24 protein-coding genes are annotated in these 23,217 nt (G+C 74.0%); 10 read left to right on the top strand and 14 right to left on the bottom strand.

Going from position 1 to position 23,217, the window contains the following annotated elements; genetic code table 11:
* Positions 1-153: 153 nt before the first annotated feature.
* Positions 154-2,172 carry a VWA domain-containing protein gene (locus ACFVGS_RS05375; RefSeq protein WP_385690570.1) on the bottom strand — a complete coding sequence of 673 codons (2,019 nt, stop codon included), beginning with the start codon at positions 2,170-2,172 and terminating at the stop codon, positions 154-156.
* Positions 2,173-2,384: 212 nt separating this feature from the next.
* Between ACFVGS_RS05375 and ACFVGS_RS05370 the strand changes: the two genes are divergently transcribed.
* Positions 2,385-4,463, top strand: coding sequence for a PhoX family protein (locus tag ACFVGS_RS05370; RefSeq protein ID WP_384411513.1), 2,079 nt, complete (start codon positions 2,385-2,387; stop codon positions 4,461-4,463).
* 31 nt (positions 4,464-4,494) lie between these two features.
* On the opposite strand, the gene ACFVGS_RS05365 is transcribed toward ACFVGS_RS05370, so the two are convergent.
* From ACFVGS_RS05365 to ACFVGS_RS05340, 6 genes are all read right to left on the bottom strand, one after another.
* Entirely contained in the window at positions 4,495-5,550 is a 1,056-nt protein-coding gene (locus ACFVGS_RS05365; protein ID WP_385690567.1) for a hypothetical protein, read from the bottom strand.
* A 302-nt stretch (positions 5,551-5,852) separates the two neighbouring features.
* Positions 5,853-7,376, bottom strand: a complete 1,524-nt coding sequence (locus ACFVGS_RS05360; protein ID WP_384411516.1) for an APC family permease — start codon at positions 7,374-7,376, stop codon at positions 5,853-5,855.
* Positions 7,377-7,600: 224 nt separating this feature from the next.
* Positions 7,601-9,784, bottom strand: a complete 2,184-nt coding sequence (locus tag ACFVGS_RS05355; protein WP_385690564.1) for an FUSC family protein — start codon at positions 9,782-9,784, stop codon at positions 7,601-7,603.
* A 58-nt stretch (positions 9,785-9,842) separates the two neighbouring features.
* Positions 9,843-10,079 carry a DUF2630 family protein gene (locus ACFVGS_RS05350; protein WP_384411520.1) on the bottom strand — a complete coding sequence of 79 codons (237 nt, stop codon included), beginning with the start codon at positions 10,077-10,079 and terminating at the stop codon, positions 9,843-9,845.
* Positions 10,080-10,149: 70 nt separating this feature from the next.
* Positions 10,150-10,599 (bottom strand): hypothetical protein, encoded by a 450-nt coding sequence (locus tag ACFVGS_RS05345; RefSeq protein WP_384411521.1) that lies wholly within the window; start codon positions 10,597-10,599, stop codon positions 10,150-10,152.
* A complete protein-coding gene (locus ACFVGS_RS05340) occupies positions 10,596-11,033 on the bottom strand; it encodes a hypothetical protein (protein ID WP_384411523.1) in 438 nt (145 codons plus the stop codon). Before ACFVGS_RS05340 ends, ACFVGS_RS05345 begins: the two co-directional genes overlap by 4 nt.
* A 149-nt stretch (positions 11,034-11,182) precedes the next feature.
* Between ACFVGS_RS05340 and ACFVGS_RS05335 the strand changes: the two genes are divergently transcribed.
* The 3 genes from ACFVGS_RS05335 (at position 11,183) to ACFVGS_RS05325 (ending at position 12,772) form a co-directional block, all read left to right on the top strand.
* Positions 11,183-11,653 carry an RrF2 family transcriptional regulator gene (locus ACFVGS_RS05335; protein WP_384411661.1) on the top strand — a complete coding sequence of 157 codons (471 nt, stop codon included), beginning with the start codon at positions 11,183-11,185 and terminating at the stop codon, positions 11,651-11,653.
* A 135-nt stretch (positions 11,654-11,788) separates the two neighbouring features.
* Positions 11,789-12,235, top strand: coding sequence for a RidA family protein (locus ACFVGS_RS05330; protein WP_384411524.1), 447 nt, complete (start codon positions 11,789-11,791; stop codon positions 12,233-12,235).
* 108 nt (positions 12,236-12,343) lie between these two features.
* Entirely contained in the window at positions 12,344-12,772 is a 429-nt protein-coding gene (locus tag ACFVGS_RS05325; RefSeq protein ID WP_384411526.1) for a hypothetical protein, read from the top strand.
* Here the strand turns inward: ACFVGS_RS05325 and ACFVGS_RS05320 are convergent.
* Positions 12,730-13,293 (bottom strand): hypothetical protein, encoded by a 564-nt coding sequence (locus tag ACFVGS_RS05320; protein WP_385690559.1) that lies wholly within the window; start codon positions 13,291-13,293, stop codon positions 12,730-12,732. The two genes, ACFVGS_RS05325 and ACFVGS_RS05320, sit on opposite strands and share 43 nt — an antisense overlap.
* Positions 13,294-13,731: 438 nt before the next feature.
* On the opposite strand from ACFVGS_RS05320, the gene ACFVGS_RS05315 reads away from it, so the two are divergent.
* Together ACFVGS_RS05315 and ACFVGS_RS05310 are read left to right on the top strand one after the other, a co-directional pair.
* Positions 13,732-14,808 (top strand): ATP-binding cassette domain-containing protein, encoded by a 1,077-nt coding sequence (locus ACFVGS_RS05315; RefSeq protein ID WP_385690555.1) that lies wholly within the window; start codon positions 13,732-13,734, stop codon positions 14,806-14,808.
* Entirely contained in the window at positions 14,805-15,662 is an 858-nt protein-coding gene (locus ACFVGS_RS05310) for an ABC transporter permease (protein ID WP_384411532.1), read from the top strand. The genes ACFVGS_RS05315 and ACFVGS_RS05310 overlap by 4 nt, the downstream gene beginning before the upstream one ends.
* 19 nt (positions 15,663-15,681) lie before the next feature.
* On the opposite strand, the gene ACFVGS_RS05305 is transcribed toward ACFVGS_RS05310, so the two are convergent.
* The 3 genes from ACFVGS_RS05305 to ACFVGS_RS05295 all read right to left on the bottom strand — a co-directional run bounded on the left by ACFVGS_RS05305 (position 15,682) and on the right by ACFVGS_RS05295 (position 17,931).
* Complete coding sequence (locus ACFVGS_RS05305; protein WP_384411534.1) at positions 15,682-16,056, bottom strand: VOC family protein; 375 nt, start codon at positions 16,054-16,056, stop codon at positions 15,682-15,684.
* Between the two features lie 149 nt (positions 16,057-16,205).
* Positions 16,206-16,829, bottom strand: a complete 624-nt coding sequence (locus tag ACFVGS_RS05300; RefSeq protein WP_384411536.1) for an FMN reductase — start codon at positions 16,827-16,829, stop codon at positions 16,206-16,208.
* A gap of 4 nt (positions 16,830-16,833) precedes the next feature.
* The gene (locus ACFVGS_RS05295; RefSeq protein ID WP_384411663.1) at positions 16,834-17,931 is read right to left on the bottom strand and encodes an LLM class flavin-dependent oxidoreductase; all 1,098 of its coding nucleotides are present in this window, start codon (positions 17,929-17,931) and stop codon (positions 16,834-16,836) included.
* Between the two features lie 118 nt (positions 17,932-18,049).
* On the opposite strand from ACFVGS_RS05295, the gene ACFVGS_RS05290 reads away from it, so the two are divergent.
* The 3 genes from ACFVGS_RS05290 to cobM all read left to right on the top strand — a co-directional run bounded on the left by ACFVGS_RS05290 (position 18,050) and on the right by cobM (position 20,274).
* A complete protein-coding gene (locus tag ACFVGS_RS05290; protein WP_385690550.1) occupies positions 18,050-18,184 on the top strand; it encodes a DUF6126 family protein in 135 nt (44 codons plus the stop codon).
* A gap of 87 nt (positions 18,185-18,271) precedes the next feature.
* On the top strand, positions 18,272-19,528 hold the full coding sequence (cbiE, locus tag ACFVGS_RS05285) for a precorrin-6y C5,15-methyltransferase (decarboxylating) subunit CbiE (protein WP_385690547.1): 1,257 nt from the start codon (positions 18,272-18,274) through the stop codon (positions 19,526-19,528).
* The gene (gene cobM / locus ACFVGS_RS05280; RefSeq protein ID WP_384411541.1) at positions 19,525-20,274 is read left to right on the top strand and encodes a precorrin-4 C(11)-methyltransferase; all 750 of its coding nucleotides are present in this window, start codon (positions 19,525-19,527) and stop codon (positions 20,272-20,274) included. Before cbiE ends, cobM begins: the two co-directional genes overlap by 4 nt.
* 21 nt (positions 20,275-20,295) lie before the next feature.
* On the opposite strand, the gene ACFVGS_RS05275 is transcribed toward cobM, so the two are convergent.
* The 3 genes from ACFVGS_RS05275 to ACFVGS_RS05265 form a co-directional block, all read right to left on the bottom strand.
* Positions 20,296-20,370, bottom strand: a complete 75-nt coding sequence (locus ACFVGS_RS05275) for a 50S ribosomal protein bL37 (protein WP_099895366.1) — start codon at positions 20,368-20,370, stop codon at positions 20,296-20,298.
* Between the two features lie 113 nt (positions 20,371-20,483).
* Complete coding sequence (locus ACFVGS_RS05270; RefSeq protein WP_384411543.1) at positions 20,484-21,059, bottom strand: GNAT family N-acetyltransferase; 576 nt, start codon at positions 21,057-21,059, stop codon at positions 20,484-20,486.
* 227 nt (positions 21,060-21,286) lie between these two features.
* A complete protein-coding gene (locus ACFVGS_RS05265) occupies positions 21,287-22,408 on the bottom strand; it encodes a cobalt-precorrin-5B (C(1))-methyltransferase (RefSeq protein ID WP_385690543.1) in 1,122 nt (373 codons plus the stop codon).
* A 27-nt stretch (positions 22,409-22,435) separates the two neighbouring features.
* Between ACFVGS_RS05265 and ACFVGS_RS05260 the strand changes: the two genes are divergently transcribed.
* Positions 22,436-23,212 (top strand): cobalt-precorrin-6A reductase, encoded by a 777-nt coding sequence (locus ACFVGS_RS05260; RefSeq protein ID WP_385690633.1) that lies wholly within the window; start codon positions 22,436-22,438, stop codon positions 23,210-23,212.
* The last annotated feature ends 5 nt before the right edge of the window (positions 23,213-23,217 follow it).

Raw genomic sequence — 23,217 nt, 5'->3', positions numbered from 1 at the left:
GGGGCCCCGCGCGCGGACCGCTCGGGTCCGGCTCGCGGTCCGCCCCAGGTCCCGCCACGCCCCGCCCCGCCCCGGTCCGGTCGGCTGGTCGGCCGGTGGGTGGGTCGGTGAGTCGGTGGGTTCGGCCGGTGGGTCGGCCGTTGGGTCGGGCCGTCAGACCGTCCAGTCCGCGAGGAGCTCGCGGTAGAAGGTCGCGTGCGGGGTCTCGACCGGGGCCGGGCCCGCGAAGTGGACGGCCGTACGAGGGGTGGCCAGCTTGCGGAGGTAGTCGAAGGCCTTCGTCTCCTCCTCGCCCCACACCGTGAACCGCCAGTGCGTCGCGTACGGGCGGTCCGCGGCCTCCGTCAGCGCCTGCGTGGCGGTCGTCTTCGACTCGGGCGCGCCGTCCGTCTGGAACACGACCAGGGCCGGGCGGGCCGGGTCCGCCGACTTCTCGTGGAGGGCGAGGACCTCCTCGACCGCGCGGTCGTAGTTGGTACGGCCCATCCGGCCGAGGGTCGCGTTGATCTCCTCGACGCGGGTCGGGGTGAGGTCGGCGGGGGTGAGGACGGCGGTGCCGTCGATCTCCGTGGAGAAGAAGACGGCGGTCACGGCGGCGTCCTCGGAGAGGTGCGCGGCGAGCGCCACCGTCTGCTCGGCGAGCCGCTGGACCGAGCCGTCCTTGAAGTACGGCCGCATCGACCCGGACCGGTCCACGACCAGGTAGACGGCGGCGCGGGCGCCGGTCAGTCCCTGCTTCTTGAGGACGGCGCCGGCCGCCTTGTAGGCGTCGGCGAGGTGCGGGGCGGCGGCCTTGACCTTGGCGAGGGAGAGGGCGGGGGCCGGGGTGGCCGCGGTCGGGGTCGCGGAGGGTTCCTCCGCGGTCTCCTCGGCCGCCGCCGGGGCCTCGGCCTCGGGCTGGGCCTGGGGCTCGGCCTCCGGCTGCGCCGGGGCGGGCTCCGCGCTCGCGGCGACGGGCTCGGCCGCCGGAGTCTCGGTTACGGCCTCGGGCTCCGCCTCCGGCTGTACGGGAGCCTCGTCCGCCTCGGCGGCGGGGGCCGCCTCCGGCTCGGCCGCCGGGGCCTCGGGCTCGGCCTCGGTCATGGCGTCGGCCGCCGGGGCCTCGGCTACCGGCTCCGCCGACGTGGGCTCCGCGTCCGCGGCGACGGCGTCTGCGGTGGTCTCGGCCTCGGCGACGGCGTCCGCGGTGGTCTCGGCCTCGGCGGCGGCCGGGGCGGCCTCGTCGGCAACCGGGGCCTCGGGCTCGGCCTCATCCGCGACGGGAGTCTCCGGCTCGGCCTCGGCTACGGGGGCCGCCTCCACGGCGGCGACGGCCTCGGTCTCCACCTCGGCGGCAGCCGCCGGGGCCTCGGTCTCCGGCTCCGCCGGGACTTCCTGCTCGCTCGCCGCCGCAGAGACCGGCGCCTCCGCCTCCGTCTCGGTTTCGGTCGCAGCGGTCGGTTCCTCCGCAGCAGCGGCCTCGGCGGCCTGCGGCTCCTCGGGCTCCACGGCGGGGCTCTCCGCGGCGAGGTTCTCCACGTCGTCAGTGGCCTCGGCACTGGCGGCAGCACCGGCGGCAGGCTTCTCCGTAGCGCTCTGCTCCGGCTCCGCGGAGGAGCCCTCGACGGCAGCCTCGGTCTCGTCCACAGCCGCGTCCGCCGTCGCCTGCGTCTCGGCCTCAGCCTCAGCCACAGTCGCGTCCGCCGTCGCCTGCGCCTCGCCCTCGGCCACAACCGCGTCCGCCGCCTCCGCAGCGTCCGTCTCCGTCTTCGCCCGCGGCGTCTCCGCGTCCCCCGCCCGCCGGGCCGGCGGGATCTGCGGGTTGTCGAACGCGGCCGCCACCAGGTCCGCCGCCGCGCGCTCGGCCGCCGAGGGCCTTCCGCCGCCCGCGGCGCCAGCCGCGGCGCCGGCCCCGGCCTCGGGCGAAGCCGTGTCGGCGCCCGCGCCCGCGCCCGTACCCGCGCCGTCAGCCCTGCCGCCGGTCTGTGCCTCGGCCTGCGCCGCTGCCTGCGCCCCGGTCTGTGCCTCGGCCTTCGCCTCCGCCTTCACCTCGGCGTCCGCCTGCGGCGCCGCGTCCACCTCCCCGTCGCGAGACGTGCCCTGGGGCGGGACGGAGGTTGCCGGGACCTCGAGTTCCGCGGTGTTCGCGCGGTCGCGGCCGAATACCTTGCGCAGCAAGCTCCGAATACCCATGGGGTAACCCCTTCGCATGAGTTGGGTGCGGTATGCGTCCTTCATCCCTGGCCAGGGCGGACACGTAAGGTTAGCGGCCGGGCTCCCCGCGCCCTACGACCCGGGCGCCCCCGGTCGCCACGCATTCATCGTGCGTTCATTCTCCCGCCTCCACCGTGCAGACGTGCGCACATAACGTCACCGCGGACCCGCGCTCAAACCTGGAGGACGACGTGCGCAAACTGCTGCCGATGCTGAGCAACCACTCACACGGAGGCGGCCGTTCCGCCCTGACGTGCCGTTTCCGCTGTGGCGACGCCTGCTTCCAGGAGGTGCCCAACACCAGTGACAACGAGTACGTCGGTGACGTCATAGCCGGCGCGCTCTCGCGCCGCTCCGTCATGCGTGCCGCCGCCGTCGTGACCGTCGCCTCCGCCGCCGGCTCCGCGCTCGCGCTCGGCGACGCGCCCGCCGCCGAGGCCCACACCGGACCCGCCGGACACCACGGGCACACCGCGCCCGGCAAGGCCGACGGCGCCCGCGGCCTGCGCTTCGCGCCCGTCGCGCCCAACACCGCCGACCAGGTCACCGTCCCCGCCGGCTACTCCCAGAACGTGGTCATCCGCTGGGGCGAGCCCATCCTGCGCGGTGCGCCGGCCTTCGACTCCGAGAAGCAGACCGCCGCCGCCCAGGCAGGGCAGTTCGGCTACAACAACGACTTCCTCTCCCTCCTCCCGCTGCGCGGCGAGCACCACCGCCAGGTCCTCGTGGCCAACCACGAGTACACCGACGAGGTCCTGATGTTCCGGGGCTACGACCCCGAGAACCCGACCCGCGAGCAGGTCGAGATCGCCTGGGCCGCGCACGGCCTGTCCGTCGTCGTGGTCCAGGAGGAGCACCGCACCGGCAAGCTCACCCCGGTCACCCGCCACCACCTCAACCGGCGGCTCCACACCACCAGCGAGTTCGAGCTCACCGGTCCCGCCGCGGGCAGCGCGCTCGTGAAGACCTCCGCCGACCCGGCCGGCCGTACCGTCCTCGGCACGCTCAACAACTGCGCGGGCGGCACCACCCCGTGGGGCACCACCCTCCACGGCGAGGAGAACTTCAACCAGTACTTCGCCAACGGTTCGAGCGCCACGGACAAGCGGTACGGCATGGTCGCCGGCGCCTCCGAGCGCAAGTGGGAGCGCTTCGACAAGCGCTTCGACCTCGCGCAGGAGCCCAACGAGGCCCACCGCTTCGGCTGGGTCGTCGAGCTCGACCCGTACGACCCGGAGTCCACTCCCCGCAAGCGCACCGCGCTCGGCCGCTTCAAGCACGAGGCCGCGCAGCCCCGCCTCACCGCCGACGGCCGTCCCGTCGTCTACATGGGCGACGACGAGCGCTTCGACTACTTCTACAAGTTCGTGTCGAGCAAGCGGATGATGAAGGGCGGCTCCCGCAAGGCGCGCGAGCACAACCTCACCCTGCTCGACGAGGGCACCCTGTACGTCGCCAGGCTCACCGGCGACTCCCCGGCCGCGGAGATCGACGGCACCGGCAAGCACCCGAGCGACGGCGAGTTCGACGGCACCGGCGTGTGGATCCCGCTCGCCACGGCCGGCCCCGACGGCGCCGTCTCGCACGTGCCCGGCATGACCGCCGAGGAGGTGTTCGTCTTCACCCGCATCGCCGGTGACAAGGTCGGCGCCACCAAGATGGACCGCCCCGAGGACGTCGAGCCCTCCCCGCGCACCGGCCGGGTCTACGTCGCCCTCACCAACAACAAGGACCGCGGCAAGGCCGGCAAGGCCCCCGCCGACGAGGCCAACCCGCGCAACGCCAACAAGCACGGCCAGATCCTGGAGCTCGCCGAGAACTGGGACGACCCGGCCGGCGACGGCTTCGCCTGGCGGCTCTTCCTCGTCGCGGGCGACCCGAACGACCCCGCCACCTACTTCGCGGGCTTCCCGAAGGACAAGGTCAGCCCGATCTCCTGCCCCGACAACGTGGCCTTCGACCCGCACGGCAACCTGTGGATCTCCACCGACGGCAACCAGCTCGGCTCGCACGACGGCCTCTTCGGCGTCGCCACGCGCGGCGAGCGGCGCGGTGAGCTGAAGCAGTTCCTGACCGTCCCGGCCGGTGCCGAGACCTGTGGCCCGCTCATCCAGGACCGCCGCGTCCTCGTCTCCGTGCAGCACCCGGGCGAGGTCGACGGAGCCTCCGTGGAGAAGCCGGCCTCCGTCTGGCCCGACGGCCCCGGCAAGATCGTCCGCCCGGCGGTCGTCGCCGTGTGGCGCGCCGACGGCCGCGACATCGGCGTCTGACCCACGCCCCGGCGTCGGTCGGGGGCGGGCGTCAGCCCGTCCCCGGCCCCGCCCCTCTCCCTGTCGACGTCCCCGTCCCCGTCCCGGTCCCCGGCCCCGTCTCCGTCCCGAGGCCCAGCCCCTCCCTGAACCGGACGAACTGTTCCTCGGGCTCGCCCGTGTACACCCACGGCACCCACGCCGCCCGCGGCCCCAGCATCCCGAGCAGTTCCCGGGCCAGTTCCACCTGGCCCGCGTAACAGGCGGCGTGAGCGAGGTAGTTGAGCTCGGCGACCTCCTCCGGGCGGACCGGTGCCCCCGGCTCGCGGCCGCCGATCCAGCGGGCGTGCGTACGGCGCAGCTCGGTCACCGCGAGCTCGTGCTTCCAGTGCTGGTCGAAGCCGCGCACCGGCCCCCGCCCGAGTGCCCCGTCCACGACGTAGCGGTACTCCTCGACCCGGGCGATCTGCACCAGGATCGGCAGCGGCGAACCGGGCGGCGCCACGCCCGCCGCGTCCCGCGCGAAGTCGTACATCGCGCCGTGCGTCCCGTGCCAGCGGGCCGACCAGTAGCGGAGCACCTGGGTGTGGCCCTCGGTGTTGTACGGGTCGCGGCGCCGCAGCTCGTCGAACCAGTGGCGCAGTTGGCGGCGCGGCACGCCGCCCTCGTACAGCCGGGCGACGGACAGCAGCGACACCCACGGCATCGGGTCGGCCGGTGCCGCGTCGGCCGCCGCCAGGCACGCGTCGACGGAGGCGTCGACCCGGCCCCGGTCGACCGTGCTGCCCCGGCCGGCGGCGATGGCCGCGTCGAAGACCCGGACCACCTCCGTCGCCGCCCGCAGCACCGCCGCGTCCGGGTTGTCCGGCTCGGCCGCCCGCCAGGCCTCCACCGTCGAGCTGCCCGCGGCGGCGTGCGAGAGCAGCCGCAGCCGGTGGGTGCGGCGCGACCAGTCCTCGCCGGTCGCCGTCAGCAGATCCCGTACGCCCTGCCAGCGGCCGATCACCATGTCGTGACGGGCCTCGGTGAGCGCCCGGTCGCCGAAGTCGGGGTCGAAGTCCGGGGTGAACCGGCCCTGTCGGGCCGAGCGGCGGCGCAGCGCGGCCATCCTGGTACCTCCCTCGCAGGCAGTGGCGGCCGTCGGCGGTGGTGTGGTGGCCGACGGTGTCAGGACTCGGACGTGAGGACGGGAAAGTCGGACTCAGGGGTCCGGATTCAGGGTCCGGACTCGGGGTCCGGACTCAGGCGTCCGGATTCAGGGGTCCGGACTCGGGGGCCGGACTCGGGATCGGAAAACGGTCTCCGGTCCGGCCTTCCGGTCCGGCGCTCCGGTCCGGCGCTCCGGTCCGGTGCTCCGGGCGGGGTGCTCCGGTCCGGTGCCCCGGACCCGGAGGGCGGGAAATCGGGTGCTCAGAAGTCCGTCGCCAGCGATTCGTCCGCCCGCCGCGCACGCGGCGAGTCCGGCGAGGCGAACGGCTCGGCCGCGGCGAGCGAGCGGGCGGCGTCCAGGCGCGCCGGGCGGTAGTAGGCGCTGCCCTTCTTCCAGTACACGAGCATCGGTACGACTCCGGCGGCGAGCCCGCCGAGGCCGATCGTGAGCGAGGCGGTGGAGAGTTCGCCGAGCGACTCGACGAACGCCCACAGCATGAACGCCGAGCCGAGCAGCGGCCAGGCCCCGCCCAGCACGAACTCCTTCACCGAGGTCAGCAGCAGGCCCTTGTACGCGACGACGGCGGCGATGCCCGCGAGGGCGTAGTAGAAGGCGATCTGCAGGCCGATCGCGCTCACCGCGTCGCCGAGGACCTGGCCGATCGAACCGGCGGCGGCCGCGGCGGCGAACATCACGAGCGCGGCGCCGCCGACGACGGCCACCGCCACCCACGGCGTGTTCCAGCGGCGGTGGACGGTGCCCAGCACGGCGGGCAGGGTGCGGTCGCGGCCCATCGCGAACAGCGAGCGGGTGACCTGGATGAGGGTGGTCTCCAGGGTGGCGACGGTCGACAGGAGCACCGCGAGGACCAGCAGCTTGCCGCCGACGCCCGGCCAGATCTCCTGCCCGAGGACGGCGAGCACGTTCGCGCCGCCGCGCTCGATCTGCTCGGCGCTCAGCAGCACGTTGACGGCGACGGTGAACGCCTCGAAGAGCAGGAACACCACGCCCATGCCGACGAGGGCGGCGAGCCCGGCGGTGCGGCGGCTGTCGCGGGTCTCCTCGCTGAGGTTGCTGGTGACGTCCCAGCCCCAGTAGTAGAACGCGGCGATCAGCGCGCCCGACGCGAAGCCGGAGGCCCCGCCGAAGTGGCCGAGGCCGAACCAGGACCAGTCGAAGGCGGTGGCGTGCCCGCGGTGGATGACCGCGCCGAGGACGAACAGCACCAGGATCAGCAGCTCGACGCCCGACATGAGGAGTTGGGCGCGGACGGTGAGCCGCGCGCCGCCGAGGACGACGAGCAGCATCATCAGGAACCAGCCGGCGCCGACCGCCAGGGCCAGGGTGGTGTTCTCGGCGAGGTCCGGGTCGAGGAGGGAGAGCGTGAGGGAGCCGGCGGGCAGCGATCCGGCCACCATGAAGACGGTCGCCGCGAAGACCAGGGCCCAGCCGGAGAGGAAGCCGAGGAAGGGGTGGAGGGTGCGGCCCACCCACGAGTACCCGGCACCGGCGTTGACGTCGATCCGGCCGAGGCGCGCGTAGGCGAGGACGATGCCGAGCATGGGTATCGCGCAGTAGAGCAGCGACGCGGGTCCGGCGAGGCCGACCGCGCCGAAGAGCACGGCGGTGGTGGCGGCGAGCGAGTACGCGGGCGCGCTGCCGGCCACGGCCATCACGATCGTGTCGAAGGTGCCGAGGGCGTTGGGCTGGAGGCCCCGGCCGGGGCCTCGGTCGGGAACGCGGCGGCCGGAGGTGCCGGGTGCTCTGCCGGAAGTGGTGCGCATGGCGGTGTCCTCGGGGGCGCGGGGGGAGGAGGAACGCAGGACGGAGGGGGGAGGTACGCAGGACGACGTGACCGGGCCACCAGGTCGCTCGGGGACGGAACGCGACGTGGATCACGGTGAATTCGAGCGCATCGTAGTCGTACGCGTGGGATCCGGTAACGGCGGTGGGAGGGTTCGATTCCGCAACCGCCGGTAAGGGCTCCCGTACGCCCCTTTGGCCGGGTTTACGGCGCGCTGCGGCCGTCCCGTGCCGAGGAGGCCGAGGAGGCCGAGGAGGCCGAGGAGTTCGAGGAGTTCGAGGAGCCGGTGTCGGGAGATGACGTCCCGGTGTCCGTGGACGGGGTGGCGACGGCGCGGGCCGCCCGTACCTCCTGGCGGAGCGGCGCGAGCACGCCGTCCTCGTCGCCGCCGAGGTCGGCGCGCACCTCCACCAGGACCTCGCTGGAGCGCAGCCCCTCCGCCAGTTCCCGCAACTGCCGTTCCACCACGGCGACCTCGGCCGGGTGCGGGGCGGGCGCGCCGTGGTCGACGCGGATCCGGGCGGCGGTCGTGGCGTCGACGATCCGCTCCACGGCGATGGCCAGCGGCCACCACGCGGCGGCCAGGTCCCCGGCGGGCGGCGGTTCGGTCAGCGCCCGCTGGAACTCGGACCGTACGGTCGACATGTCGCGGTACAGCTTGCGCCGGGCCCGGTGCCGTGCGCCCTGGTCGCCGCCGCCGGCTCCACCGCCCCCGCCGCCGCGCCCGCCGTCGGCCCCGGCCCCTGTCCCGGGTCCGGCCCCGGTGCCGAAGGCCAGTGCCACGTACGCGGCGGTGTCGGCGACCGCGTCGGCGAGCCGGTCCGCGACCCGGGTGTGCCAGGACTCCGGCCACAGCAGGTAGCCGGCGACCAGCGCGATGGCGCAGCCGATGAGCGAGTCGTAGAGCCGCGGCAGCACCAGGTGGAAGCCCTGCTGGTTGAGCAGGTCCGACAGGAGCAGGATGACGGGGGTGATGGCCGCGGTCTGGAAGGCGTAACCCTTCGCGGAGAAGGCCGGGATGAGTGCGGCGAGCACCAGCATCACCGGCACGTCCCACCATCCCCCATAGCCTTCGGCATGGGAGGTGCCCCCAAGGGGCAGCGCGGCGAGGATCGGCGCGGCGACGAGCAGCCCGGCGGCGGTGCCGAAGGCGCGCAGCACGGCCCGCGAGAACACCGAGCCGAAGTCCGGCTTCATCACGAACGTGACGGTGAGCGCGACCCAGTACGAGCGGGGCACGGCGATCAGCGACACGAAGGCCTGCGCGAGGCCGATGCACAGCGCGAGCCGCAGGCCGTAGCGCCAGGACGCCCCGGACAGCAGCACGCCGCGCGCGGCGCGGCGCACCCGCACCCGCAGGGCGGCGGGCAGTCCGAGCCGGTCGTCGACGTTGTACGGGCGCGGCTCGGCCTCGTGGACGACGGTCGCCGCGTACCGCACGGCCGCGTCCACGGCCTTCTCGGACGGGCGGCGCGCCTCGGGCAGGTGCAGCTCCGGCGTGCCGGTGCGGCCGGCTTCGACGGCGTCGGCGAGCTCCCGCACGGCGGCCGGGATCTCCGGGGGCAGCGGCCGGTGGAAACGGCGGGCCGCGAGGTGGGCGGCGGGCGCGGCCTCCACGATCGGGATGACCACGTTGAGCTGCGCGAGCAGCCGCACCAGGGTCGGCGCCCGGCCGTGCCGGCGGGCGCGGCGGCCGAGGACCAGGTCGTAGGACTGGTTGAGCGAGGCGGTGACCGCCTGCCGTTTCTCGTCGTACGCGTCGGTGCCGGCGGCCTCGAAGAGTTCGGCGACGGCCCGGTAGGTCCCGGCGACCGCGGCCCGTTCCGGCGCGCCGCCGCGCAGCGGCCAGCCGAGCAGGGTGAGGACCAGCACGACGACCCCGCCGAGCGCGAGCAGCAGCGGCGCCTTCCACCAGGGGTCGGGCATCGGCAGGCCGGCGCCGACGACGGCGTTGAGGAGCAGCAGCAGTCCGGAGACGGAGGCGACGGCGCCGATCGAGGAGATCATCCCGGAGACCAGCGCGATCAGGGTGAGCACGGCGACGGCGAGCCAGCCCTGGTCGAAGACGAGCGCGCCGAGGGTGACGCCGAGCGCGCCGAACAGCTGCGGGACGGCGATGTTGAAGACCCGCATCCGGTAGGCGTCGGCGGTGTCGCCGATGACTCCGGAGAGGGCGCCCATCGACACGAGCGCGCCGTACGTGGTCTGGCCGGTGGCGAAACCGACGGCGAGCGGCGCGGCGAGCGCGATCGACGCCCGGGCGACGGCGGGCCAGGGCACCGGGGTCGGCTGCGGCTTCAGCCCGGCGGTGAGCCAGGCGGGCGGCGCGAGGCGCGCGCGGGGAGCGCGGAACGCGCGGGTGCGGGGCGGCAGTGCGGGTTTCGCCATGCGTCAAACGTACGGCGGGCGGTGCGGGGCCCGGGGCATCCGGCCGGCGGCCGGTCCGTCAGCTGCGGTAGCCCTCGACCTCGGCCGCCGGCCGGACGGCCGCGGTGTCCGGGTCCTCGCCGAACTCGGCCTTGGCGCGGCGCTGTCGCAGCAGGTCCCAGCACTGGTCGAGCCGGACCTCCAGCTCGGCGAGCCGGGCGCGTTCCTCGTCGTGGAGGCCCCCGGTGCGCTGCCGCAGGCTGCGCTCCTCCTCGACGAGGGAACCGATGTTCTCGAGGATCTCGTCGTTCTCCATGCCTTCCAGCGTGGCCGATCGCTGCCCGTCGCGCGAGGCGGAGACACCCGAGCCGTCAGGTGGCCGGGGCTCAGTGGCGAACCGCCTGGGCGACCTCGGCCTTCGTCTCGCCGGTGAGGGTCCGGTTGCTGCGCGCCGTACCGGTTCTGGACTTCCCGGGTTCGACCGCGTCGATGCTCAGGACGACGGCGTCGAGCAGATTGCCCTCCGTGTCACGGAAGTTCACCATGACCGTGTAGTCGGCGATCTTGTCCTTGGGATTGGTCGCGGTGATCTCGGCGACCGTCCGGTCGGCGTCCACGGAGGTCGGCCCGGCCTTGACGTCGGCGGTGGCGTTGACCCCGTCCTTGATCTCGTCCATCTGCTGCTGTGCGGCGGACGCCACCGCCGCGGTGGCCGAGGAGACGATGTCCCCGGCCGTCTCCTTCGCCGCGTCGCAGCCCGTGAGGGCCGGACCGAACGCGGCGAGGGAGAGCAGCGCGGCGGCGGCGGAAGCCGTACGGCGACGGCGGCGCGTCATACGTCCGCTTTCTTCCCGTACGAGTGGTCGGTGGCCAGGGCCCAGATCACGAAGATCGAGACGGCCATGGAGAACAGCGCCCACCAGGGCTGGTAGGGCAGGAACAGGAACTGGGCGACGATGTTGAGCGAGGCGAGCGCGATGCCCGCGATCCGGCCCCACTCGGCGCCGCTGAGGATCCCGAAGCCGGCGATGGTGACGACGATGCCGAGGCAGAGGTGGATCCAGCCCCAGGAGGTCAGGTCGAACTTGAAGACGTAGTCGCCGACCCGGGCGTAGACGTCGTCCTCGGCGATGGCGGCGATGCCCTGGAAGATGTCCAGGATGCCGATGACCGCCATGAGGACGCCGCCGAAGACGGTGCCGCCGGCGGCCCAGCCGCCGCCCTTCGACGGCTGCGGGGATGTGCGCGGGGGTGTGGTGTTCTGGCTCATGGTGCTCATCGTGAGAGCGCCTGTTCGGTTCGGAACCTTCTGATGGGCCGTACGGGTGAGACGGACGAGACCGGTGAGGCCGGTGGGGCCGGGGCTTTCCAGGGGATTGCGAAGCCGTATTCTGGATGTCTAATATCCAGGATATGAGGATGAACGAGGGCGTGGAGTGGGCGCTGCACAGCTGCCTCAACCTGGCCTGGATCGGCGAGGAGCGGGCGGTCACCGCGGCCCGGCTCGCCGCGTACCACGAGCTGCCCGCGCCGTACCTCAACAAGCAGCTCCAGGCCCTGGTCAAGGCCGGGATCCTGAGCTCGGTCCCCGGTCCCAGGGGCGGCTTCCGGCTGGCCAGGTCGCTCGAGCGGATCACCCTGATGGACGTGGTCACGGCGATCGAGGGGCCGGACGAGGCCTTCCGCTGCACCGAGATCCGCGGTCAGGGGCCGGGGGCGACGGCGGGGAGGCCGACCGCCGAGTGCGCCATCGCCGGTGCGATGGGCCGCGCGGAGCTGGCCTGGCGGCGCGAGCTTGCCGCCCAGACCCTGGCGGACGTACGGGCCCGGGCGGAACGGCAGGCGCCGGGCGCGCCGGACCGGATCCGCCGGTGGTTCGCCAACCTCTGATCCGCCGCGGCCCGCGCGTCCCGCAGATCCGTCCAGCCGATCCGTCCGCCTGATCCGTCCGGCCGGTCCGTCCCGGCGGCCATGAGCTGATTCTGGATGTTCAATGTCCCGTTTATGGAAGGAAGTACGTACGTCATGAGCGTCACGCACCCGCACGAGGACCAGCGCACCATCACCAACCCCGCGACCCTCCACGACCCGACGCCGTTCGGCTACGCCCACGTCGTCTCCGCGCCCGGCGAACTCGTCTTCGTCGCGGGCCAGTACGCCTCCGACGCCACCGGCGCGCCCGTGCCCGGCGACTTCCCCGCGCAGGTCGAGCTCGCCCTCGCCAACCTCCGCCGCGCCCTGGAGGGCGTCGGCCTCGGCCCGCAGCACGTGGTCCGCCTCGGCTCCTACGTCGTCGACCACGACCTCCCCAAGCTGGAGGTCCTCGGCAAGGCCCTGCACGCCGTCTTCGGCGAGCGGCTGCCGGCCCAGACCCTCAGCGGCGTCGCGGCCCTCGCGCTGCCCGGCATGCTCTTCGAGATCGACGCGGTCGCGGTGAGGCCTGCGGCCGGGGCGGGGGCCGCGACCGGCTGATCCACTTGCGGCGGGTACGGGGCGGGTGTGCCCTGGAGGGTGCAGCACGGCCGCACGGCACGTTGCACCGCACGTCCGTGCGGGAAGGCGCGGGAAAGGAGTCTCCCCATGGCCGCACACGCAGCGGTACCCGCCCGCAGGCGGTCCCGCGGGCAGTCCCACAGGGAGTTCAGCACGCACGGCTGGGGCCTGCCCGTCACCCTCGGGATCGCCTACGGCCTGTGGGCTCCCGTCATCGCCCGCCGGGGCGAGGCCCTGTCGTGGGGCCAGTTCTGGCTCGGCCTGGTCTCGGCCGTCGTCCTCGCCGTGTCCGTGTACGGGCTCCGCCGCTACGGCCGGGCGCTGCGGCGCGAGGTGCGCGCGGTGGCCTGGGGCGCGTTGACCGGCATCGCGATCGGCTTCCTCTTCAGCCTGTCCGACCACAGCGTGTTCTCGTCGTCGATGCTCGGCCTGATCGTCGGCGCGGCCACCTTCGCCGCCGCCTTCTACCTCTTCTACACCCACGAGGACGCCGCCGGCCGCCCCGCGCCGTACTGACCGCGACCCGCCCCGCGACCGGTCCGGCGCCGGTAGTACGCGACCGCCACCGCCGCGAGCAGCGGCGGCCAGGCGGCCAGCGGGGCGTAGCAGACGAGGAGCACGGCCTCCTGGACCGGTGAGGCCGGGATGCCCGGGCCGAGCCCGGCGTACGAGGCGTAGACGCCCCACGCGGCGATCGCGCACAGCCCGGCCACGCCCGCGAGCGCGGCCCCGGTCGCGGCGGCCGGGTTCACCCGGCGCCCGCCGAGGAGGGGCAGCCAGCGCGGGAAGACCTCGCCCCAGGGGCGGACGAGGCCGAGGGTGAGGAAGGCGAGCAGTTCGGAGACGACGCTGAGGGACACGACGTAGAGGGTCTCGCCGGGTCCCATCGTGAGGAGCCCGGCGTCCTGGGTGACCGGAAGTCCGGCGACGAGCGCGAGCCGCCACAGTCCGGACGGCAGGACCGCGAGCGGGACGGCGTGGGCGGCGAGGGCGGCCCAACGGGGCACGTCAGGGAGGGCGTTCAGCTTCATCGGCATGGGGCGAGCCTCCCGCCGCGCCCGTACCGGCGCGTCGCCCGGCAGGCCGTTCCGTCTCCGCCGCACGGCGGAGACGGCCTCGTACCCGGGCTACGTGACCGGCTTCGTACCCCGGCTGCGTGATCGGCCTCGTACCCCGGCTTCGTACCGTGCTGCGTACCCCGGCTTCGTACCCGGCCTGCCATGCGGACCTCGTACGGCAGGCCCGGCACCGGCCCGTCACCTGGCACGCCGGACCGGCACGCCCGGCCTGCCCCCGGCCTGACACGCCCCGCCCGGCCTGGCACGCGCCGCCCGGCCTGGCACGCCCCGCCCGGCACGCCCCGCCCGGCCCGCCCTGCCCGGCCCGGCACGCCCCGCCCGCCCTGGCACGACCCGGCGGGCCGTCGGAGACTGGTGGGAGCGGGCGCGAGATCGCCCGCCCGGGAGGACACGCGTATGACCGACCGCGTCGCAGACCCCGCCACCGGCCTCGCCGTCCGGACCGAAGGCCTGGTGAAGGTGTTCGGCACCAACCGTGCCGTGGACGGCATCGACCTGCGCGTCCCGGCCGGCACGGTCTACGGCGTCCTCGGCCCCAACGGCGCGGGCAAGACCACCGCCGTGAAGATGCTCGCCACCCTCCTCCGGCCCGACGGCGGGCACGCGTGGGTCTTCGGCAAGGACGTCGTGCGGGACGCCGACGCGGTGCGCGGCCGGGTCAGCCTCACCGGTCAGTACGCCTCGGTCGACGAGGACCTGACCGGCACCGAGAACCTGTTCCTCCTCGGCCGGCTGCTCGGCCACTCCCGACCCGCCGCGCGCGAGCGGGCCGCGCAGCTGCTCGCCGCGTTCGGGCTCGCGGAGGCGGCCGACCGGCAGGTCAAGAACTACTCGGGCGGCATGCGGCGCCGCATCGACATCGCCGCGTCCATCCTCAACACGCCCGACCTGCTCTTCCTCGACGAGCCGACGACCGGTCTCGACCCGCGCAGCCGCAACCAGGTCTGGGACATCGTCCGTGCGGTCGTCGCCCAGGGGACCACGGTGCTGCTGACCACGCAGTATCTGGACGAGGCCGACCAGCTGGCCTCCCGGATCGCCGTGATCGACCACGGCAAGGTGATCGCGGAGGGCACGAAGGGCGAGCTGAAGGCCTCGGTGGGTTCGGGTTCCGTGCACGTGCGGCTGCGGGAGGCGGAGCAGCGGCCGGCGGCCGAGCGGGTCCTCGCCGCCGCGCTGAACGCCTCCGTGCAGCTCGACCCGGACCCGGTCGCGCTCACGGCCACCGTGAACGGTCACGGCACCGATCTCGGCGCCGCGGAGCAGGCGGCGCGGGCGCTGGCCGAACTGGCGCGGGCGGGGATCACGGTCGACGATTTCGGGCTCGGTCAGCCCAGCCTGGACGAGGTCTTCCTCGCGCTGACGGACCACACGTCGGGGGACGGCAGCGACGGCAGCGACGGCAGTGACGGGGGCGGCGGTGGCGACGGCGGCGACGGAAGCGCCGCCCGGGCGAAGGAGAGCGGGGCATGAGCAGCAGCGTGACCACCACCACCGACGCCGCCTCGGAGTTCGTCGCCCCGAAGGCCGACGAACTGGCCGCCCTGCTCGTCGGCCACACCCGCCCACCGCGGCCGAGCGCGCTGTCCGCCTCGCTGACCTTCGGCTGGCGGGCGATGCTGAAGATCAAGCACGTGCCGGAGCAGCTGTTCGACGTGACGGCGTTCCCGATCATGATGGTGCTGATGTACACGTACCTCTTCGGAGGCGCGCTGGCCGGCTCGGTGTCGGAGTACATCCAGTTCCTGCTGCCCGGCATCCTGGTGCTGAGCGTCATGATGATCACGATGTACACCGGTGTCTCGGTCAACACGGACATCGAGAAGGGCGTCTTCGACCGCTTCCGCACGCTGCCGATCTGGCGGCCCGCGCCGATGGTCGGCTATCTGCTCGGTGACGTCGTGCGCTATCTGATCGCCTCCGCGGTGATGCTGACGGTGGGCGTCGTCATCGGCTACCGGCCGGACGGCGGTGTGGCGGGCGTGCTGCTGGGGACCGCGCTGCTGCTGGTCTTCGCGTTCGCGTTCTCGTGGATCTGGACGATGTTCGGACTGCTGCTGCGCAGCGAGAAGTCCGTCATCGGCGTCAGCATGATGGTGATCTTCCCGCTGACCTTCCTGTCGAACGTCTTCGTCGACCCGAGGACCATGCCGGGCTGGCTGCAGGCCTTCGTCAACAACAGCCCGGTGACCCATCTGTCGACGGCGGTGCGGGAGTTGATGGCGGGCGCCTGGCCGGCGGCGGACCTGGCGTGGACGCTGGGCTGGTCGGCGCTGTTCGTGGTGGTGTTCGGCCCCGTGACGATGCGCCTCTACAACCGCAAGTGACCGGAGAAGGGCCGAGGGATCAGGCGGAGGTACGGGGCGTGGTCTGCTGCACCGCCCAGCGGTTGCCGTCCGGGTCGGCGAAGTAGACGAAGGAGCCCCAGGGCTGGTCGTCGATCGCGCTGACGTCGACGCCGCGGGAGGTGAGGTCGGCGTGCGCGGCCTCGATGTCGGCGACGACCACCTGCATGTTGTCCAGGGAGCCCGGGGCCATCTCGGTGATGCCCTTGCCGAAGGCGATCGAGCAGGCCGACCCGGGCGGCGTCATCTGGACGAAGCGGATGTCGTCGCTGACGGTCACGTCGTGGTCGGCGTGGAAGCCGACCTGCTCGTAGAAGGCCTTGGCGCGGTCGATGTCGGTGACGGGCACGCCGATCAGTTCGAGCTTGATGTCCATGAGAGGCATCATGCGCCGGGCGGCGGCGGGGCGCCCGTCGACCTTCCCGTACGGGTGGGGAGGCCCGGTCGCCCCCTGGGCGCGCCCTCCGGACGGGCCCAGGCGGTTTCTTCCGGATCACGACCCGGCCAAGATCCGGAAGAGGCGGCCTAGTCCAGCCGCAGGTCCGCCAGCTGCTTCTCGAAGGGGACGACCTCGTCGTCCTCCCGCGCCCGTTCCGGGCGGCCCGCGATCAGGTCCGCGAACTCGTTGCCCGCCCGGGTGATCCGGGACGGCAGGCCCTCCGTGTAGTCGTCGCCGCCCGAGCCCCAGTCCTCGGAGGCCGCGTAGACGGCCGTCGGGGCCACCAGGGCGCGGAGGTAGGCGAAGAGCGGGCGCAGGGCGTGGTCGAGGACGAGGGAGTGGCGGGCGGTGCCGCCGGTGGCGCCGATCAGGACCGGGGTGCCGGTCAGCGCCGCCGGGTCGACCAGGTCGAAGAAGGACTTGAACAGGCCGCTGTAGGAGGCCGTGAAGACCGGGGTCACGGCGATGACGCCGTCGGCGCCGGTGACCTCGTCGATCGCCTTCCGCAGCTTCTCCGACGGGAAGCCGGTGACGAGGTTCTTGGCGATGTCGACGGCCAGGTCGCGCAGTTCGACCACCTCGACGTCGACGGCGTACTCCTGTTCGGCCAGCCGGTACCGGGCGGCCTGGAGCAGCCGGTCGGCGAGCAGCCGGGTGGAGGAGGGGCTGCTGAGTCCGGCCGAGACGGCGACGAGCTTCAGGGTGCGCATGAGGTCAGACCTCCTGGTTCTCGGTGTTCTCGGCGTTCCGCAGGACGGCGGGGTGCAGCGGGGCGGTGTCCGGTACGCCGGCCGGGCGCAGGTTCGCGAACTCCTTGCGGAGGACCGGGACGACCTCCTCGCCGAGGATGTCCAGCTGTTCCAGGACCGTCTTCAGCGGCAGGCCGGCGTGGTCGACGAGGAACAGCTGGCGCTGGTAGTCGCCGACGTAGTCACGGAAGGACAGCGTGCGTTCGATGACCTCCTGGGGCGAGCCGACCGTCAGCGGCGTCTCGCGGCTGAACTCCTCCAGGGACGGGCCGTGCCCGTAGACCGGCGCGTTGTCGAAGTACGGGCGGAACTCCCGTACGGCGTCCTGCGAGTTCTTGCGCATGAAGACCTGGCCGCCGAGGCCGACGATCGCCTGCTCGGGGGTGCCGTGGCCGTAGTGCGCGTACCGCTGCCGGTACAGCCGGACCATCTTCTCGGTGTGCTGCCGGGGCCAGAAGATGTGGTTCGCGAAGAAGCCGTCTCCGTAGTACGCGGCCTGCTCGGCGATCTCGGGCGAGCGGATGGAGCCGTGCCAGACGAACGGCGGGACGCCGTCCAGCGGGCGCGGGGTGGACGTGAAGCCCTGGAGGGCGGTGCGGAACTTCCCCTCCCAGTCGACCACGTCCTCCCTCCACAGCTTGTGGAGGAGCGCGTAGTTCTCGATGGCGAGCGGGATGCCCTGGCGGATGTCCTGGCCGAACCACGGGTAGACCGGTCCGGTGTTGCCGCGGCCCATCATGAGGTCCACGCGGCCGTCGGCGAGGTGCTGGAGGGTCGCGTAGTCCTCGGCGATCTTCACCGGGTCGTTGGTGGTGATGAGGGTCGTGGAGGTGGAGAGGATCAGGTTCTCCGTGCGGGCGGCGATGTGGCCCAGGAGCGTCGTGGGGGACGACGGCACGAACGGCGGGTTGTGGTGCTCGCCGGTCGCGAAGACGTCCAGGCCGACCTCCTCGGCCTTGAGCGCGATGGCGACAGTGTTCTTGATCCGCTCGTGCTCGGTCGGGGTGCGGCCGGTGGTGGGGTCGGTCGTCACGTCGCCGACGGTGAAGATCCCGAACTGCATCGTGCTCACCTCTCGCAGGCTTTCCGCCGGCGCTCTTCCCGGCTTTGGTTGAATCTTAAACTGTCATGCGCCTCAACGGCACCCCCGCGCCGGCTATTCCCGCCCGTACCCTGAACCCATGACCGAGCCGGACCTGGAACGCTGGAAAGAGCGGGGCGTCATGCTCCGCGTCTTCGTGTACGTCTTCGTGACGCACGCCCTCGCGGGCTTCGTCTGGCTGCTCTTCTACGTCGGCGAGCACGCGCCGAAGTAGCCCCGGGCGGCAGCCCCGGGCCCCCGCGCGGCAGCCCCCGGCGGCCGGTTCCCGCCGCCCGGAACCCCCTCCCGTAGAGTCCCCGTCGTGAACGACGCGAGAGACGCGGCAGACGAGGCGGACGCGATATCGGTGGTCGGCATCGGTGCCGACGGCTGGGACGGGCTCCCCGAGAACTCCCGCCGCACCCTGCGCGCCGCCCAGGTGCTGATCGGCGGCCCCCGCCAGCTCGACCTGCTGCCCGCCGGCGACTGCCCCGGCGAGCGGGTGCCCTGGCCGAGCCCGCTGCGCCCCGCCGTGCCCGGACTCCTCGCCGCCCACCAGGGCCGCCGCATCGCCGTCCTCGCCAGCGGAGACCCCTCCTTCTACGGCATCGCCCGCACCCTCACCGAGATCCTCGGCCCCGGCACCCGCCTCGACGTCCTGCCGCACCCGTCCTCCGTCTCGTACGCCTGCGCCCGGCTCGGCTGGCCCCTGGAGGCCGTCGAGACCGTCTCGCTCGTCGCCCGGCCGCTCGACGCCCTCACCGCCGCGCTCCACGACGGCCGCCGGCTGCTCGTGCTCGGCGAGGGGCCCGGGACGCCCGCCCGGGTCGCCGCGCTGCTGCGCGAGCGCGGCTGGTCCGGCACCCGGATACGGGTCCTGGAGCAGCTCGGCGGCCCGCGTGAGGGCCTGCTCGACGGGACCGCCGCCGACTGGCCGTACGAGCGCGCCGACGCCCTCCACGTCCTCGCCCTCGACTGCGTGCGCGACCCGGACACGCTGCGGCTCGGCACCACGCCCGGCCTGCCCGACGAGGCGTACGAGCACGACGGCCAGCTCACCAAGCGGTACGTGCGCGCCGCGACCCTCGCCGCGCTCGCCCCGGCCCCCGGCGAACTGCTCTGGGACGTCGGCGGCGGCTCCGGCTCCATCGGCATCGAGTGGATGCGGGCGCACCGGACCTGCCGGGCGGTCGCCGTCGAGAAGTCGCCCGAACGCGCCGCCCGCATCGCCCGCAACGCCGCCGCCCTCGGCGTACCGGGCCTGGACGTCGTCACCGGGCCCGCGCCCGCCGCGCTCGCCGGCCTCCCCGCCCCCGACGCGGTCTTCATCGGCGGCGGCCTCACCGCACCGGGACTGCTCGACGCCTGCTGGGACGCGCTCCCGGCCGGCGGCCGGCTCGTCGCCAACACGGTGACTCTGGAGTCCGAGGCGTTGCTCGCCGACCTCTACCGGCGCCACGGCGGCGAGCTGATCAGGCTCGCGGTCGCCGCCGCCGTGCCCGTGGGCGGCTTCACCGGCTGGCGCCAGGCCATGCCCGTCACCCAGTGGTCCGTAACGAAGGGTTCTCCAGAGCAATGACCGTCTACTTCATCGGCGCGGGCCCCGGCGCGGCCGACCTGATCACCGTGCGCGGCGCGCGGACCCTCGCGAAGTGCGGGGTCTGTCTGTACGCCGGGTCGCTCGTGCCGACCGAGCTGCTCGCCGAGTGCCCGCCGGACGCGAAGCTCGTCGACACGGCGAAGATGGACCTCGACCAGATCGTCGCCGAGATCGCCGCCGCGCACGAGGCCGGCCAGGACGTGGCCCGGCTGCACTCCGGTGACCCGTCCGTCTTCAGCGCCATGGCGGAGCAGATGCGCCGCCTCGACGCGGCCGGCATCCCCTACGAGGTCGTGCCCGGCGTCCCGGCCTTCGCGGCCGCGGCGGCGGCGCTGAAGCGGGAGCTGACGGTCCCCACCGTCGGCCAGACCGTCATCCTCACCCGCATCGCCCAGCAGGCCACGCCCATGCCGGCCGGCGAGGACCTCGCGACCCTCGGCCGCAGCGGCGCCCTGCTCGTCCTCCACCTCGGCGCCCGCTACGTCGACCGGATCGTCTCCGAGCTCGTCCCGCACTACGGCGTGGACTGCCCTGCCGCCGTCGTCGCCATGGCGAGCCGCCCGGACGAGGTCGTGCTGCGCGGCACCCTGGAGGACATCGCGGAGCAGGTGAAGGCCGCGGGCATCACGAAGACGGCCGTCATCGTCGTGGGCCGCACGCTGGCCGCCTCGGAGTTCCGCGACAGCCACCTCTACGACCCGGCCCGGGACCGCCACACCTGCTGACGGCACCCGGGCGTACTCCGCTCAGGCGTTGGGCCGCTTGCCGTGGTTGGCCTTCTTCTTCTTGCGGGCCCGCTTCTTGTTGCCACGCTTCGCCATGGTGACTCCTCCCGGTCTGTGGGCCTGATGGGGGCTTTGCCCTGCCGAGCCTAGGGTCGGGGCGGCGGGCCCGCATGCCGAACGGGCTCAGGCCGGAGTGAGCGCCGCCGGGCTCAGGCCGGAGTGGCGCCCCACTCCGGCGCCAGCGCCGCCATCAGCGTCGCGTCCACCCGCTCGCCCTCCCACAGCAGCGCCCCGCGCAGCACGCCCTCCGGGCGGAAGCCGGCCTTCTCGTACGCGCGGCGGGCACGCGGGTTGAAGGCGTAGACCTCCAGCCAGACGCGGTAGAGGCCGAGGGCCTCGAAGGCGTGGCCGAGGATCAGGCGGGTGGCCTCGGTGCCGAGGCCGCGGCCGACGGTGTCCGGAGTGAGGGAGATCCGGAAGGCGCAGCTCTCGTTCGCCTGGTCCCACTCGTTCAGGACCGCCTCGCCGACCACCCGGCCGGTCGCGCGCTCGACGACCGCGAGGTCGAGCCGGTTCGGCTGGGCGCCCCGCGAGCCGTACCAGGCGCGCAGCGCGGACTCGTCGATGTCCGCGTGCGAGCCGGTGAGGCGGGCGATCTCGGGGTCCCGCAGCATCGGCAGCAGCGCCGGCACGTCGTCCTCGGTGACGGGCCGGAGGACGACCAGGTCGCCGGTGAGGGTCGGCTTGTGCGAGAAGCCGCTGCGGGAGGGGTCGGAGTGCGCCATCCACGGATTGTCGCCCGCCGCCCGGCGCCCTGTCGCCCGGTTTTGGCACCCTGCGGCGGCGCCCTGTCAGCCGTGTTCCGGCCCGGGGCCCTCCCTGTCGCGTGGTTCCGCGCACCCGCCCGCGGACTACGCCCCCCTGGGCTACGCCCGGCCCGCCTCCGCCCGCGCGGACTACGCCCCCGGCCCGCCTCCGCCTCGCGGGCTACGCCCCGGCCCCGCCTCGCGGGCTACGCCCCCGGCCCCGCCACCGTCGACCGGCCCACCACCACGCCCGCCCGGTCGACGCACACCACGTCCACCGCCACCGGTGCGCCCCGCAGCACCGTCAGGGCCTCGTCGCGGGCGCGGGCGGCGACCAGGTCGCCGAGGGGGACGCCGGCGGCCTCGCAGAGGCGGAGCGCGGCGAGGCCGGTGTTGGCGGCGGTGATCTCCTCCGCCAGGGCCTCGGACGCGCCGCCGGTGCGGGCCAGATCGGCGAGGAAGGCCTTGTCGACCTGGGAACGGGCGGAGTGCAGGTCCAGGTGGCCCGCCGCCAGCTTGGACAGCTTCGCGAAGCCGCCGCAGACGGTGAGCCGGTCCACCGGATGGCGGCGGAGGTACTTGAGGACGGCGCCCGCGAAGTCGCCCATGTCGAGCAGGGCGATCTCCGGCAGGTCGTACAGCGACGTCACCGTGCGCTCCGACGTCGAGCCGGTGCAGCCGGCGACGTGTGTGAGGCCGCCCGCCCGCGCCACGTCGACACCACGCCGGATGGAGTCGATCCACGCGGAGCACGAGTAGGGGACGACGACGCCGGTCGTCCCCAGGATCGACAGGCCGCCGAGGATGCCGATCCGCGGGTTCCACGTGGAGCGGGCGATTTCGGCGCCGTGGTCGACGGAGACCGTGATCTCCACGTCGGGGGTGCCGCCGTGGGCGGCGGCGACCTCGGCGACGTGCTCGCGCATCATCTGCCGGGGCACGGGGTTGATCGCCGGTTCGCCGACCTCCAGCGGCAGGCCGGGCAGGGTGACCGTGCCGACGCCCTCGCCCGCCCGGAAGACGACTCCCGAGCCCGGCGGGAGCAGCCGTACCGTCGAGCGGATCAGCGCCCCGTGCGTGACGTCCGGGTCGTCGCCCGCGTCCTTCACGACCCCGGCCATGGCCGCGTCGCCGGTCAGGGACTCGGCGGCCAGCGCGAAGGACGGCCGGTGGCCCCTGGGCAGGGTGATCGTCACCGGGTCCGGGAAGTCCCCGGTGAGCAGCGCGGTGTACGCGGCGGTCGTGGCCGCCGTCGCGCAGGCGCCCGTCGTCCAGCCGGGGCGCAGACCGGTGTGCTTGAGTTGGGCCGCACGCCCGCCGGAACTCATGAACGGACTCCCAGGATTCCCATGTCCCTGCACATACTCATCCTCGGCGGGACGACCGAGGCCCGCGCCCTGGCCGGGCTGCTGCACGCCACGGACCTCGGGGTCCGCGTGACGAGCTCGCTCGCCGGACGGGTCGCGGCGCCCCGGCTGCCGGCCGGAGAGGTGCGGATCGGCGGCTTCGGCGGGCCGGAGGGGCTCGCGGCGTGGCTGCGGGAGCACGCCGTGGACGCGGTCATCGACGCCACCCATCCCTTCGCCGAGCGGATCAGTTTCAACGCGGCCGCGGCGGCCGCCACCGCCCATGTTCCCCTGCTGGCGCTGTGCCGCCCCGGCTGGGTCCCGGTCGAGGGGGACGACTGGCACGAGGTGGCGTCCCTCGACGCGGCCGCGGCGGCCCTGGACGGGTTCGGCGAGCGGGTCTTCCTCACCACGGGCCGGATGGGCCTCGCCGCGTTCGCCGGCCGCCCCGAGTGGTTCCTGGTCCGCTCCGTCGACGCGCCCGAGGCCCCGATGCCCGCGCGCACCGAAGTGCTGCTCGACCGCGGCCCGTTCACCCTCGACGGCGAGCGCGAGCTGCTCCGCTGTCACCGCGTCGACGTCCTCGTCACCAAGGACAGCGGCGGCGCGGCGACCGCGCCCAAGCTGACGGCCGCCCGCGAGGCCGGCGTCCCGGTCGTCGTCGTCCGCCGCCCGCCCGTACCGGAGGGCGTGCCGACGGCCGCGACGCCCGAGGAGGCCGCGGCGTGGGCACGGCGGGTCCGTGGCCGGGCGTACGGCGCGACAGACACCGCCCGGGCCCGTTGAATGGA

This window comes from Streptomyces sp. NPDC127114, assembly GCF_042677525.1.
In the GTDB taxonomy this organism is placed as follows: Bacteria; Actinomycetota; Actinomycetes; order Streptomycetales; family Streptomycetaceae; genus Streptomyces.
This window is presented reverse-complemented; position numbering and strand designations above follow the sequence as displayed.

Coding starts and splice junctions, on each gene's coding strand:
- ACFVGS_RS05375 (WP_385690570.1), bottom strand. CDS start 2,172: ATGGGTATTCGGAGCTTGCTGCGCAAGGTATTCGGCCGCGACCGCGCG.
- ACFVGS_RS05365 (WP_385690567.1), bottom strand. CDS start 5,550: ATGGCCGCGCTGCGCCGCCGCTCGGCCCGACAGGGCCGGTTCACCCCG.
- ACFVGS_RS05360 (WP_384411516.1), bottom strand. CDS start 7,376: ATGCGCACCACTTCCGGCAGAGCACCCGGCACCTCCGGCCGCCGCGTT.
- ACFVGS_RS05355 (WP_385690564.1), bottom strand. CDS start 9,784: ATGGCGAAACCCGCACTGCCGCCCCGCACCCGCGCGTTCCGCGCTCCC.
- ACFVGS_RS05350 (WP_384411520.1), bottom strand. CDS start 10,079: ATGGAGAACGACGAGATCCTCGAGAACATCGGTTCCCTCGTCGAGGAG.
- ACFVGS_RS05345 (WP_384411521.1), bottom strand. CDS start 10,599: ATGACGCGCCGCCGTCGCCGTACGGCTTCCGCCGCCGCCGCGCTGCTC.
- ACFVGS_RS05340 (WP_384411523.1), bottom strand. CDS start 11,033: ATGAGCCAGAACACCACACCCCCGCGCACATCCCCGCAGCCGTCGAAG.
- ACFVGS_RS05335 (WP_384411661.1), top strand. CDS start 11,183: ATGAACGAGGGCGTGGAGTGGGCGCTGCACAGCTGCCTCAACCTGGCC.
- ACFVGS_RS05330 (WP_384411524.1), top strand. CDS start 11,789: ATGAGCGTCACGCACCCGCACGAGGACCAGCGCACCATCACCAACCCC.
- ACFVGS_RS05325 (WP_384411526.1), top strand. CDS start 12,344: ATGGCCGCACACGCAGCGGTACCCGCCCGCAGGCGGTCCCGCGGGCAG.
- ACFVGS_RS05320 (WP_385690559.1), bottom strand. CDS start 13,293: ATGCCGATGAAGCTGAACGCCCTCCCTGACGTGCCCCGTTGGGCCGCC.
- ACFVGS_RS05315 (WP_385690555.1), top strand. CDS start 13,732: ATGACCGACCGCGTCGCAGACCCCGCCACCGGCCTCGCCGTCCGGACC.
- ACFVGS_RS05310 (WP_384411532.1), top strand. CDS start 14,805: ATGAGCAGCAGCGTGACCACCACCACCGACGCCGCCTCGGAGTTCGTC.
- ACFVGS_RS05305 (WP_384411534.1), bottom strand. CDS start 16,056: ATGGACATCAAGCTCGAACTGATCGGCGTGCCCGTCACCGACATCGAC.
- ACFVGS_RS05300 (WP_384411536.1), bottom strand. CDS start 16,829: ATGCGCACCCTGAAGCTCGTCGCCGTCTCGGCCGGACTCAGCAGCCCC.
- ACFVGS_RS05295 (WP_384411663.1), bottom strand. CDS start 17,931: ATGCAGTTCGGGATCTTCACCGTCGGCGACGTGACGACCGACCCCACC.
- ACFVGS_RS05290 (WP_385690550.1), top strand. CDS start 18,050: ATGACCGAGCCGGACCTGGAACGCTGGAAAGAGCGGGGCGTCATGCTC.
- cobM (WP_384411541.1), top strand. CDS start 19,525: ATGACCGTCTACTTCATCGGCGCGGGCCCCGGCGCGGCCGACCTGATC.
- ACFVGS_RS05270 (WP_384411543.1), bottom strand. CDS start 21,059: ATGGCGCACTCCGACCCCTCCCGCAGCGGCTTCTCGCACAAGCCGACC.
- ACFVGS_RS05265 (WP_385690543.1), bottom strand. CDS start 22,408: ATGAGTTCCGGCGGGCGTGCGGCCCAACTCAAGCACACCGGTCTGCGC.